The organism is Pseudomonas sp. NPDC087342, assembly GCF_044744265.1.
In the GTDB taxonomy this organism is placed as follows: Bacteria; Pseudomonadota; Gammaproteobacteria; order Pseudomonadales; family Pseudomonadaceae; genus Aquipseudomonas; species Aquipseudomonas nunensis.
In genome coordinates, this window is sequence record NZ_JBIUXZ010000025.1 from 36,904 (window position 1) to 49,550 (window position 12,647).

General features: G+C 61.3%; 11 protein-coding genes and 1 pseudogene. 8 read left to right on the top strand and 4 right to left on the bottom strand.

Annotation, left to right across the window (positions count from 1 at the left end):
• Positions 1 to 62 precede the first annotated feature (62 nt).
• The 4 genes and pseudogenes from ACIOYV_RS28445 to ACIOYV_RS28460 form a co-directional block, all read right to left on the bottom strand.
• Positions 63 to 140, bottom strand: a pseudogene (locus tag ACIOYV_RS28445) (beta-hydroxydecanoyl-ACP dehydratase); the annotation flags it as partial.
• A 248-nt stretch (positions 141 to 388) separates the two neighbouring features.
• On the bottom strand, positions 389 to 2,293 hold the full coding sequence (locus ACIOYV_RS28450) for an ATP-binding protein (protein WP_401329123.1): 1,905 nt from the start codon (positions 2,291 to 2,293) through the stop codon (positions 389 to 391).
• Positions 2,290 to 3,216 carry an ABC transporter substrate-binding protein gene (locus tag ACIOYV_RS28455; RefSeq protein WP_401329126.1) on the bottom strand — a complete coding sequence of 309 codons (927 nt, stop codon included), beginning with the start codon at positions 3,214 to 3,216 and terminating at the stop codon, positions 2,290 to 2,292. Before ACIOYV_RS28455 ends, ACIOYV_RS28450 begins: the two co-directional genes overlap by 4 nt.
• Entirely contained in the window at positions 3,217 to 5,340 is a 2,124-nt protein-coding gene (locus tag ACIOYV_RS28460; protein WP_401329129.1) for a TonB-dependent receptor plug domain-containing protein, read from the bottom strand.
• A 196-nt stretch (positions 5,341 to 5,536) separates the two neighbouring features.
• Here ACIOYV_RS28460 and ACIOYV_RS28465 point away from each other — a divergent pair, with 196 nt between their 5' ends.
• From ACIOYV_RS28465 to ACIOYV_RS28500, 8 genes are all read left to right on the top strand, one after another.
• A complete protein-coding gene (locus tag ACIOYV_RS28465; protein WP_054054902.1) occupies positions 5,537 to 6,562 on the top strand; it encodes an NAD(P)H-dependent glycerol-3-phosphate dehydrogenase in 1,026 nt (341 codons plus the stop codon).
• Positions 6,563 to 6,593: 31 nt separating this feature from the next.
• Complete coding sequence (locus ACIOYV_RS28470; protein WP_054054904.1) at positions 6,594 to 6,941, top strand: DUF4389 domain-containing protein; 348 nt, start codon at positions 6,594 to 6,596, stop codon at positions 6,939 to 6,941.
• Positions 6,938 to 7,390, top strand: a complete 453-nt coding sequence (sixA, locus tag ACIOYV_RS28475) for a phosphohistidine phosphatase SixA (RefSeq protein WP_054054906.1) — start codon at positions 6,938 to 6,940, stop codon at positions 7,388 to 7,390. The genes ACIOYV_RS28470 and sixA overlap by 4 nt, the downstream gene beginning before the upstream one ends.
• A gap of 177 nt (positions 7,391 to 7,567) precedes the next feature.
• The gene (locus ACIOYV_RS28480) at positions 7,568 to 9,235 is read left to right on the top strand and encodes an AMP-binding protein (protein ID WP_401329133.1); all 1,668 of its coding nucleotides are present in this window, start codon (positions 7,568 to 7,570) and stop codon (positions 9,233 to 9,235) included.
• Between the two features lie 32 nt (positions 9,236 to 9,267).
• Positions 9,268 to 9,711, top strand: coding sequence for a hotdog fold thioesterase (locus ACIOYV_RS28485; protein WP_401329136.1), 444 nt, complete (start codon positions 9,268 to 9,270; stop codon positions 9,709 to 9,711).
• A gap of 311 nt (positions 9,712 to 10,022) precedes the next feature.
• Complete coding sequence (locus ACIOYV_RS28490; protein WP_054613834.1) at positions 10,023 to 10,829, top strand: alpha/beta fold hydrolase; 807 nt, start codon at positions 10,023 to 10,025, stop codon at positions 10,827 to 10,829.
• Entirely contained in the window at positions 10,826 to 11,680 is an 855-nt protein-coding gene (locus ACIOYV_RS28495; RefSeq protein ID WP_401329140.1) for an alpha/beta hydrolase, read from the top strand. The genes ACIOYV_RS28490 and ACIOYV_RS28495 overlap by 4 nt, the downstream gene beginning before the upstream one ends.
• A gap of 115 nt (positions 11,681 to 11,795) precedes the next feature.
• Positions 11,796 to 12,614: a DUF4892 domain-containing protein gene (locus ACIOYV_RS28500; protein ID WP_054613836.1), complete on the top strand. Its 819-nt coding sequence runs from the start codon at positions 11,796 to 11,798 to the stop codon at positions 12,612 to 12,614.
• Positions 12,615 to 12,647 lie beyond the last annotated feature (33 nt).

A 12,647-nucleotide genomic window follows, 5' to 3' on the forward strand; every position in this document is an offset into this window, starting at 1 on the left:
GTCTTTATAGCTGCAGCGATATGGCCGTTGATTTGGTTGTATCAGGCTTGGGCGGGCAGTTGCGCGTTACCTGGGCCGAACAGCTCACCGCGACTGCAGCGCAGCAGATCTTCCCGAGTAAAGGCGTTTTGTTTGGTCATGCGAGCTCCTCAATAGTCCCGTGCGGCAGGGTGGGGCAAATCTTCCCGGCCGATCGAAGCGTTCATGCCTCGAGTCGACAGCCTACTCATAGACTATTGCGTTGTGGTGAAAGTCACAGCACCAAGGACATGAATGTACACTTGTGCACTGAAATTATTATTCAAGCCCCTTTTCGGGCCTGTTCGGGTGCCTAAGACTGCCGCACTTTCGCCTTTCACGCCAGTCGCAGATAGCCGAAAGGACAGCACTACTGCACCCAACGCTGCAGAATTTGCTGCAGATCAGTCCGTTTGAAGGGCTTGGCCAGGTAATCGTTCATGCCCGCCGACAAACAGGCTTCGCGGTCGCCCTGCAAGGCATTGGCCGTCAGGGCGATGATCGGCAGGTCCAGGCAGCCGGGCAGTTGGCGAATCTGTCGGGTGGCTTCGTAGCCGTCGATGATCGGCAACCGGCAGTCCATCAGAATCGCCTCGAAAATCAGACTCTCGGCACTGCGTACAGCCTGCGCCCCATCGGTGGCGACGCTGACAGTAAAGCCCAGGCTGCGCAACATTGCTTCGATCACCGTCTGATTGACCGGGTTGTCCTCCACCAGCAGCACATTGCGTCCTTCGCCATGGCCATTGCCCATCGGCGCCCGTGGTGGCGCCAGTTCCGGCAGCGCCTGCTTATAAAGAGCCAAGGGGATTTCGAGGGTAAACACCGAGCCGCGACCTTCTTCGCTCTGGGCGCGCAACGTGCCGCCCATGCGCTCGGCCAGGGTGCGGGCAATCGGTAAACCCAGCCCGGTGCCGCCGTAACGTCTTGAAATGGAACTGTCGGCCTGCTGGAACGCGTTGAACATCAATTCCAGGCTTTCAGGCGAGATTCCGATGCCGCTGTCGCGCACGCTGCAGGTGAACCACAGCAATTCGTGATCCAGCGATTGCCACTGCGGTTCGATGGTCACGCGGCCCTGTTCGGTAAATTTCAGCGCGTTGCCGATCAGGTTGACCAGAATCTGCCGGATCCGCGTCGGATCGCCCTGAACCTGCAAGGCGCGCATGTCGTCGGGAATCAGCAGCTGGAGGTCGAGCTTGCGTTGCACCGCACTGTGCTGGAACGACTGGGCGCAACTGCTGATCAGGTCTGCGAGGTTGAACGGAATATGCTCCAGCTCCAGTTCCGATCGCTCGATGCGCGAGAAGTCGAGAATGTCGTTGATCACCTTCAACAGGTGTTCGGTGGACTCCGAGGCCAACGCCGCGTATTCGACCTGCTCCTCGGTCATGTCAGTGGTTTCGAGCAGTTGCAGCATGCCCAGCACACCATTCATCGGTGTGCGCAGTTCGTGGCTCATCATCGCCAGGAAATCGGATTTGGCGTTGTTGGCTTTTTCCGCTTCCTCGCGGGTCTGGATCAACTGCGACATCGCTTGATGTTGTTCGCGGCTGGCCTGTTCGAGACCGTCGGCGAGGTTGTTGATGTGCTGCGACAAGGCCCCGAGTTCGGTGTCATCGACGATCGGCAGCGGCGTGGTGTAGTCGCCTTTCTGGATCGCCTTGACCGCGTTGCCGATGTCGCGGATCGGTTGCGACAGGCTGCCCGCCAGGCGCCGGGCCAGCAGGAAAGTGAACAGCAGCGCGAACAGCGCGAGGATCCCGGCCTTGAACAGGATTTCTTGCTGGCGCTGGCTGAAGGCGTCGTTCGACAGGCCGACGATCACCCGGCCCAGATAATCCTCGCTCGGCGCACTGATCGACGTGCGGGTGTTCTGGAAAAAGTCATTGTTCAGCGCAATCCGTTGCAGCCGCACCGGGGCCTGGAACACCTCGACCTGCTGCGAGCGATTGTGGGATTCCGACGGTTGTTCGACGTACACCAGAATCCGGTTGGCGTTGTCCTGCACTTCCAGGAAGCGCACGTTGGGCGTGGCCAGCGTGGCTTTGAGCAAACTTTCGAGCACGTCGTTGTTGCCGGAAATCACCCCGTACTCAGTGGCCGGTGCCAGTTGGTTGGCGATCAGTTGACCGGTGTGGTTGAGTTCCTGGCGCAAGTCCTGGATCCGCACGAACGTGAAAAAACTGATCAACAGCAACGTCAGCAACAGGGCAGGGCCGAGGCTGATGATTTGGGTTCGAGTGTTGATGTCCCAACGGCGTCGGAAGGTCATGGGCGGCTTTCTCCTTCGGCCAACTCTGTTGCGACAGATGCTTCATTCATCTGTTCAATACCTAATGAACGAGCCACCTGTGGATTGCTTAAGACTTTGAATTGTCTGGGGTAGAGCGAACGTGGCCAACTGGCCGGCGGCCGGTCGAGCAGATCATCGAGAATCGCCAGCCAGTCGCTTTGGTCGCTGTAGGTGCTGGCCAGGCTGCCGGCCTTGACGAAAGCAGCGTTGGGGCCGATCAGCGCCATCTGCCGGGCATAGCTGCTGAGCAGCAGGTTTTTCGCGGTTTTCGGGTTGTACAGGTCGGGGTCGTCGAGGCCCAGCAGCACGTCGCTGTTTTTCAGCAGTGTCTGCAACGGGCGGCTGTCATTGGTGTCGTCCCAAGGCTCGGTGACGATCTCAAGACCGAGGGGCAGGGCGGCCAGGCGCAGTTCTTTCAGTAGGAACTCGCTGTGCCGGTCATACAGCACGCCGACGCGGCGGACCTGCGGCAGGATCAACCGGGTCAGGCGCAATTGCCGTTCCAATGGCGGATCGCTCCACAGCAGGCTCAGGTGGTTTGGCAGTTCATTGTTCAAACGTTGCCGTGCTTGCAGGCGGCTGATGCGCAGCACCAGCGTTGCCGGGCCCTGGCTGTCTTGCAGGCGCCAGTCGAGGCTCGGCAGGTCAAGCAGGATCAGGCGCGTGCCGCTGGGCAATTTGCCCGGCGCCGGCAGACTGGCCAGCGGCTGGAAACGCACGCTGTCAGTGGGGCGTAACTCGCTCAGGGCCTGGGTGAAAGATTGCACGCCGGGGCTGTCATCGGCGCCGGTCAACAGAATTTCCACGGCACTGGATGACAGACTGCACAGCAGACCGACGATCAGGCACACCCCGGCCAGCAGGCTGCCAAAGGTTGGCGTCTTCCGTGACTGAGGCTGCATCTAGAACGCCAGCTCCGCGCTGAAGTAAAGCACCCGGCGTTCGTCGTAATTATTGTCGACGAAGGTGGTGGGCTGATTGTCGAGACGCTGTTGCAGCACGCCGGCCAGTTCCAGGTTGGCCTTGCCCAGGCCGATGTGCTTGGCGATGCGTGTGTCGATCCGTTCGAAGCGGTAGCCGTTCAGCGCGTCGTCTCCATAGTAGAAGAGCGCGCTGTTCCAGCCCTGGCCCCAGTTGCGTAGCCAACCGGCAGAGCCGCTGTTGCGCGCGGTCTGTTGCTGATCCAGCGGATTGCTGGCCTTGGCATCGACGTAGGCATAGGTCAGGCGCAGGCGATCGACGTTGCTGACGTGCCAGTCCAGCTGGGTTTCAGTCCCGGTGAACCGCGAATTGTTGGCGTTGCTGGCGATGTATTGGTTGTTGCGCAACGGCTCACTGATCATGCCGGTGATTTCGTCGTAGAACAGCTTCACGTCCACCGCCAGGCCAAGCTCGGCGAAGGAACCGTTGTAGCCCAGTTCCCGGGAACGCATGTGCTCTTTATCGAGGTCGCCGGGGCCACGGGTCTTGACGAAGTAGCGGGCGCTGGTCTGGCCATAAGCGCTGGGCCGCAGGTTGGTCACCTGATAGCTCCAGTTCACATTGTTCTCGAACATGTCCGGCGAGCGAATGGCTTCGGAATACACCGCGCGCAGGCCATGGCGCGGGTTGATCAGGTAATTGACCGCCACCCGAGGGGTCAACGAGCTGCCGGTCAATTGCGTGTCTTCGAACATGGCGCCGCCCTGGAGCAGCCAGTGTTCGCTGGCGCGCCACTCGAGTTGGCCGAACGTGCGCCACGTGGTGTCGTCGAGCGTGCCATTGAAGTAGGTCTCGGAATCTGCCCGGTCGTAACGATAGTTCATGCCGCTGACCAGTCGCAGACTATCGGACAGGCTCAAGGTGTCCTGCAGTTCGAGGTCGTAGCGCGATTCCCGGGCGCTCTGGTCGATGTCGCCGCACAGGGTTTGCCGGGCGCCGTTTTTCCATTGCTCCAGCACTTGATTGCCCAACGCCTGTTCCGCCGGGGTCCCGGCCGGTGCGCCGGAACCGGTGTAGCGCTCCATATTGCGCGCCAGGCGTTCGGCGTAGTTCGGGTTGAGTTGCCACAGGTCCGTCAACTGCGGACTGAACGACACTTCGGCATCACAGGCGCGCCAGGTCTGCTGGCGATCCCAGTGTTGCGCCGAGCCCTGGATATACAGGCTGTGATCGGGATTGATGTCCAGATTCCAACGCAGGGAACCGGCGTAATCCTTGGCGACAACGTCGGAATTGTTCCCGGCGGCAGTAATCCCCGAAAACACCGGACGGTAGGTGTAGGGCCGCTGATTGGTCCCGTCCTTGGCATTCAATTGCCAGTCGATACTTTGGCTTTCGTTGAGTGTCTGGCTGACGGCGAGGTTGAAGCGATCCAGGCGACGACTGTCACGGTAATCGGCGCCGTTGCGGTCGGAATCGAAGCCATCGTCTTGCTGCCCGGACAACGATAAACGCAGATCGCCGCCGTCCCAACCGGTGCCCTGGCTGGCATAGAAATCATTGATGCCGCGTTGGCCCCGGGTGATTTTCAGCCGCGTGCCGTGGCTGTCCGCCGGGTTGCGCGTGATGATGTTGACCACCGCCATCAGCGCGTTGGCGCCGTAGCTGACGGTGTTCGGGCCGCGAAAGACTTCGATGCGCTCGATGTCTTCCATGGCCACCGGAATATCGCTCCAGTCCACCGTGGCCAGGCCGGCGCGGTATACCGAACGGCCATCGATCAACACCTGCATGCGCCGGGCTTCGCTGGCGTTGGTGCCGTGGTAGTTCACCGCCGCCTGGTTGCCATTGATGTTGCCGACCATCATCCCCGGCACCAGTCGCAGCAATTCGCTGATGTCCCGGGCGCCGCTGGCGTTGATCAGTTCGCTGTCGATCACCGTCATGCTCCCCGGCACGGCGGCCGGCGACTGTTTCAGCCGCGTGGCCGTCAGCACTTGCGGCAGCGGATCGTTGTCGAGGAACAGATCGTCAGCCAGCAAGGCCGGGCTGAACATCAGCGCCAGGACCAGCGACGAGCGAGGTGAGGGAGAGCCAAAAGACACGACACAGCCTTGGTAGCGATTAAGTGGCGCGCATGTTAACCGAGCTCAGTGACTTTTCCAGTCACGTTACGGGCATTTTCCTAGGATTTGTTGGTCTTCTTCCTACAAGTGCCGGTAATTGATGCAGGGGCTGGCCGCGACTGGGCCGCTCCGTATAATGCCGGCATCGCCACTGGTATGGATTAACGGATTGCATATGACTGAACAGCGCCCTATTGCGGTCCTGGGAGGCGGAAGTTTTGGTACCGCCGTGGCAAATCTTCTGGCCGAGAACGGGCTTCAGGTCCGGCAGTGGATGCGTGACCCCGAACAGGCCGAGGCCATCCGGGTCAATCGCGAGAACCCGCGTTACCTCAAAGGCATCAAGATTTTGCCGGGCGTGGAAGCCGTCACTGACTTGCAAGCGACATTGGAAGCCTGCGACCTGTGCTTCGTCGCGCTGCCCTCCAGCGCATTGCGCTCGGTATTGGCTCCGCACGCCGAACGTTTGAGCGGCAAATTGCTGGTGAGCCTGACCAAGGGCATCGAAGCCCACACCTTCAAGCTGATGAGCGAGATTCTCGAAGAGATCGCGCCGCAAGCCCGCATCGGCGTGCTGTCCGGGCCGAACCTGGCCCGGGAAATCGCCGAGCACGCGCTGACCGCTACGGTGGTTGCCAGCGAAGACGAAGAGTTGTGCTCGCGGGTCCAGGAAGCGCTGCACGGCCGCACCTTTCGTGTGTACGCCAGCGCCGACCGTTATGGCGTGGAGTTGGGCGGGGCGCTGAAAAACGTCTACGCGATCATCGCCGGCATGGCGGTGGCGCTGGGCATGGGTGAAAACACCAAGAGCATGCTGATCACCCGGGCGTTGGCCGAAATGACCCGTTTCGCGGTGAATCAGGGCGCCAACCCGATGACCTTCCTCGGCCTGGCGGGCGTCGGCGATTTGATCGTCACTTGCTCGTCGCCGAAAAGCCGCAACTATCAGGTCGGGTTCGCCCTCGGCCAAGGCCTGAGCCTGGAAGACGCGGTGACGCGCCTGGGCGAAGTCGCTGAAGGCGTGAACACGCTGAAAGTGCTCAAGGCCAAGTCTCAGGAAGCGGGGGTGTACATGCCGCTGGTCGCCGGGCTGCACGCGATTCTGTTTGAAGGGCGCACGCTTGAGCAGGTGATCGAACTGCTAATGCGTGCCGAGCCGAAGACCGACGTCGACTTTATCTCCACCAGCGGTTTCAACTGATTACTTAATCCAAGGGCAGGGAGAACGGGATATGAATGATCCGAAAGTGGAAGCCAAGTACGAATCCATCCTGCTGCGGGTGCTGTGGATGATCGTGTTCTTGCTGGTCTGGCAAGTGGCGCAATTCATCCTCGGCGCGGTGGTGCTGGTGCAGTTGATCTATCGTTTGATCTATGGCGCCCCGAGCGCCAGCCTGATGAACTTCGGCGACAGCCTGAGCCAGTTCCTGGCGCAGATCGGTCGTTTCGGCACGTTTCACAGCGACCAGAAGCCTTGGCCGTTCGCCGACTGGCCGGCGCCGCGTACACCGGAAGGTGAAGCACCGCACGCGGTGGCGCCTGCTCCGCATCCGGTTCGAGATGAGGAACCCAAGCTATGAAACTCTGGGTATTACGTCATGGTGAAGCCGAGCCGTATGGCTCGCGTCCCGATTCCGAACGGGCCCTGACCCCGCACGGGTGTGAGGAAGTGTTGCGCAGCGCCGCCGAGTTGATCGGCCAGCCGATCACGGCCATCTACGCCAGCCCCTATTTGCGAGCGCAGCAGACTGCGCAACTGGTCCGTGAAGCCCTGGGTTTCCAGCCGGACATTCGCACCGTCGAATGGCTGACCCCCGGTTTCAGCCCGCAAGCGGTGTCGGAGCAGTTGGTGTCGGTGGATTACGCGTTGCTGGTCAGCCATAACCCGCTGGTGGGCAACCTGTTGGGCTACTTGCAGCACGGTCATGTGCAGCAACCGGAAGCGGTCAAAACCGCCGGCCTGGCCGAACTCGAAGGCGACCTGCCATTGGCGGGGGCGATGAAACTCAACGGCATCAAGCATCCCTGAGTTCTGCTTTTTGCTTTTGTAGGAGCGAGGCTTGCCCGCGAAGGGGCCCTCAAGAATGCCAAAAGCTTCGCGGGCGAGCCTCGCTCCTACAGGTTCGCATTTGCTCACAAATAATTAACCAAGCACTTGCTTGGTTGACTACGCTTGCTCCAGACCAAAAACACAGGAGCAAGCCGCATGTCTGCTGCCTTTCGTTTGCCGCTGGACGTGTTCTACGAGCGTGAAGCCCGCCATCCCCGCCAACGGTTCCTGGTCCAGCCGCTGGGCGGTGGCCAGGTCGAAACCCTGACCTGGGCGGACGTCGGTCATCAGGCCCGTTGCGCCGCGCACTGGTTGCGCGCCCGGGAACTGCCCCAAGGCAGCCACATCGCGCTGATCTCGAAAAACTGTGCCCACTGGATCATCGCCGACCTGGCGATCTGGATGGCTGGCCACGTGTCGGTGCCGCTGTACCCCAACCTCACCGCCGAATCCGTGGCCCAGGTGCTCGGGCACTCCGAAGCCGCACTGGCGTTCATCGGCAAACTCGATGACTGGCCCGGCATGTCGCGCGGGGTCAGCCCGGACTTGCCGACCATCAGCCTGCCACTGCATCCGCCCGGCACCTTCGCTTTCAGCTGGGACGATTTGCTCAAGAGTTCGCCGATACAGGATGACCCGAAACCGACCGCCGACCAGTTGGCGACCATCATCTACACCTCCGGCACCACCGGCCTTCCCAAAGGCGTGATGCACAGTTTCGGCAACCTCGGTTTCGCCACCACCCGTGGCACGCAATTGTTCGGTCTTAACGAGTCGGACCGACTGCTGTCCTACCTGCCGCTGTGCCACGTTGCCGAGCGGATGTTCGTCGAACTCGCTTCGATCTACACCGGGCAAACCGTGTTCTTTGCCGAGAGCCTCGACACCTTCCTCACCGACTTACAGCGCGCCCGGCCGACCGCGATGTTCGGCGTGCCGCGGATCTGGACCAAATTCCAGATGGGCGTGTACAGCAAGATCCCGGCGAAGCGCCTCGACTTCCTGCTCGGCCTGCCGATCATCGGCAAGCGGGTCGGGCATAAAGTCCTCGCCGGGCTGGGGCTGGATGCGTTGCGCATCGCCTTGTCTGGCGCCGCCCCGGTGCCGCAGACCTTGCTGTTGTGGTACCGCAAACTGGGGCTGGACGTGCTGGAGGTGTACGGCATGACCGAAAGCTGTGGTTACTCGCACATCGGCCGGCCGGGAGACGACAGACCCGGCTGGATCGGCAAGCCCTGTCCGGAAGTCGAAGTGCGGATCGCCGAGACGGGCGAGGTCATGGTGCGCAGCGGTGCGACCATGCTCGGCTATTTCAAGGATCCGGAGAAAACCGCCGAGACCATCACTGAGGACGGCTTCCTGCGCACCGGCGACAAGGGCGAGCAAGACGCCGAAGGCAACCTGCGCCTGACCGGGCGCCTGAAGGAAATCTTCAAGACCAGTAAAGGCAAATACGTGGCCCCGGCGCCGATCGAGAATCGGCTGGCGGTGCATTCGCGGATCGAACAAGTGTGCGTGGTCGGCGATGGCTTGAGTGCGCCTTTGGGGCTTTGCGTGTTGTCGGCGGTCGGTTTGCAGGACGCGGCCAGTTCGGCTCGCAACGCCTTGCATTCCAGCCTGGAAAAACTTCTGGAAGAGGTCAACGGCGCCCTCGACAAACATGAACGCTTGCGTCGGCTGGTGGTGGTCAAGGACAGCTGGGCGGTGGAGAACGGCTTCCTCACGCCGACCCTGAAGATCAAGCGCAACGTGATCGAAGCGGCGTATGGCGCGCGTTTCGAAGAATGGAGCGAGCGCAACGAAGCAGTGCTGTGGCAGGATTGAGTGACGAACAACATCAATAAAGGAAGTCAGCGATGAGTCTGTGGCGTACCGCTCCGAACATTGAACAATTGAATGCCATCCAGAAAAACACCATCGGCGAAGTGCTGGATATCCGCTTCGAAGCCTTCGACGACGAGTCCCTGACCGCGAGCATGGTCATCGACCATCGCACGCACCAGCCTTACGGCCTGCTGCACGGCGGCGCCTCGGTGGTGCTGGCCGAGACCGTCGGTTCGATGGCCAGTTACCTGTGCATCGATGCGAGCAAGTTTTACTGCGTGGGCCTGGAAATCAACGCCAACCACTTGCGCGGCTTGCGCAGTGGGCGGGTGACGGCGGTGGCGAAGGCGATTCATATCGGCCGCACCACGCATGTCTGGGATATCCGCTTGACCAGCGACGAAGGCAAGGCCAGTTGCGTGTCGCGGTTGACCATGGCGGTGGTGCCGTTGGGTGAAACACCGCCCTCCCGTTGATACGCGGCCCTGTGTAGCAGCTGGCGCAACCTGCGTTTTGCTCATGTAGCAGCTGGCGAAGCCTGCGTTCGGCTGCGAAGCAGTCGTAGAACCTGAGTACGCGGTGCATCAGATACACCGAGTAATCTTAATTGGCGCCTGCTTCGCAGCCGAACGCAGGCTTCGCCAGCTGCTACATGAGCCGAACGCCAGTTGTTACAGGGGCGTGCGTCATGGCCAGACTGTCACCCTTCCTGTCAGTTACAGTCATTGCTGTAGTCCACCGTCTTACGGACAATCAACGCACGTTTCCCGCCCATGGATTGACCGGTATGTCGCAGCAGATCTTTTTCGCCCACGCCAATGGTTTTCCTTCGGGGACCTACGGCAAGTTGTTCGCGGCGTTGGCGCCTGAATATCAGGTGACGCATCTGGAGCAGCACGCCCATGACCCGCGTTTTCCGGCCGATGACAACTGGCGCAACCTGGTGGACGAACTGATCCATCACCTCAAGCGCCAGCCGGAACCGGTCTGGGGCGTCGGCCATTCTTTCGGTGGTGTGCTGCACCTGCACGCCGCCCTGCGTTGCCCCGAGTTGTATCGCGGCGTGGTGATGCTCGATTCGCCAGTGCTGACCCGCGCCGATCAATGGGTGATCCTCGCCGCCAAGCGCTTCGGTTTCATTGATCGCCTGACGCCGGCCGGTCGTACCTTGGGCCGGCGCGAAGAGTTCGCCGACCTGGACAGCGCTCGCCGCTATTTCGCGGGCAAAACCCTGTTTCGCGGTTTCGATCCGGAATGTTTCGACGCCTACTTGCAACACGGCTTGCACAAAGTCGGCGACAAGCTGCGCCTGCGCTTCGACCCGGCCACGGAAATCAGCATCTATCGCGGCGTGCCCCACACCAGTCCCGGTCGCGCACGGCAGTTGAAAGTGCCGCTGGCGGTGGTGCGCGGGAACAACAGCCGCGTGGTCATGCGCCATCACGCCAGCTCCGTCGGGCGCATGCCGTTGGGCGAGTCCCTGACCATGCCCGGTGGCCACATGTTTCCCCTCGAACGTCCGCAAGACACCGCCACGCTGTTGAAGAACCTATTCAGCCGCTGGGAAGGTCGTCGCCAGCAGGATTGCGCATGAGCAGCGTCGTCGAAGAAGTCCGCCTGAGCCTGCCGCACATCGAGTTGGCGGCGCATCTGTTTGGTCCAGAAGACGGCTTGCCGGTGATCGCTTTGCACGGCTGGCTCGACAATGCCAACAGCTTTGCCCGCTTGGCGCCCAAGCTCAAAGGCTTGCGCATCATCGCCCTGGACATGGCCGGTCACGGTCACTCCGGGCATCGGCCGATCGGTGCCGGTTACGCGATGTGGGATTACGCCCATGACGTGCTGCAAGTCGCCGAACAACTTGGGCTGAAGAAGTTTGCGCTGCTGGGCCATTCCATGGGCGCGATTGCTTCGTTGATCATCGCCGGCTCGATGCCGGAACGAGTGACGCATCTGGCCCTGATCGATGGTGTCATTCCTCCTACAGACAAAGGCGAAAATGCGGCCGAGCGCATGGGCATGGCCCTGCAAGCGCAGTTGGACCTGCGGGAGAAACGCAAACCGGTGTACAACACGCAGGACCGGGCCATCGAAGCTCGGATGAAAGGCCTGGTGGCGGTCAGTCGCGAAGCCGCCGAACTCTTGGCGCAGCGGGGTTTGATGCCGGTGCCGGGCGGTTATACCTGGCGCACCGACAGCCGTCTGACGCTGCCATCGCCGCTGCGTCTGACACAAGAACAAGCCATGGCCTTCGTCCAGCGCATCACTTGTCCTGCGCTGCTGGTGGTGGCGGCTGACGGCATGCTCGCCAAACATCCCGAGTTGCTGGAGCGTCTACCCTTTAGCCGTGAACAGCTGCCTGGCGGCCATCATTTGCACCTGAATGATGAAGCCGGCGCCGACCTTGTCGCAGACTGTTTCAATCGGTTCTTCGCCGTTCCTTGACTTGCGTCGGGCAACTGTCGAGGCTGAGCGGGTTGAAAAGGGAGACAACCATGATAAATCTCTATACCGCTGCGACCCCGAATGGCCTCGCGGTCGCCCAGGCCATGCTGATCCGATGAGCCTGCCTAAGCGTTCACTCAGCCTGTTGGCGTTGTGTTGTTTCAGTCCTTTGTTGTTTGCTGCCGATGTTCCGGGCAGCCAGGACCTGCCGATCGTGCCGCGTCTGGCCGATGCGCAGATTGTCGACTATCGCCCGCCGGTGGAGCTTGAACGGATCTATCCGCTGGGCTCGATCCGCAAGATCAGCGGCCAGTTGCGCTTCGATGGTCAGGTCAGCGCCCGTGGGCAAACCACCTCGGTGACCTACGAGCTGCCGCCGGAACATTCCTCCACCGAAGCCTTTACCGCCGCCCGCGAAGCCTTGCAGAAGCAGGGCGCCGAGTTGCTGTTCTGGTGCCAGGCCCGTGATTGCGGCGAAAGCAGCCTGTGGGCCAACGAAGTCTTTGGCAATTCCAAGCTCTACGGCGCTGACGATCAACAGGCGTATTTGCTGTTACGGCTGGCGGCGCCCAAGGACAACTCGCTGGTGGCGCTTTACAGCATCACCCGCGGTAATCGCAAAGCCTACCTGCACGTCGAGCAGTTTGAAGCCGCTACGCCGTTGGGGGATTTGCTGCCGACTTCGGCAACCTTGCTGCGCCAGCTCAAAAGCACCGGCGAGCTGGATTTCCCGAAACTGAATGCCGATCCTGATGACACCTGGCTGCGCTTGATTTCTCGTGGCCTGAACCTGGACACCACGCTGCGGGTCAGTGTTTCCGGGGCGAAGGCCGAAGCGTGGCGCCAGTCGCTGATCGCTCAAGGCGTACGTGCAGCGCGCATGGAAACCGGCAGCGCCGAGGGCTCTGGCCTGCACATCGAACTGTTGCGGTAAGCTGCATCCGGCGAACGCGTCCCGCGCGTTCGC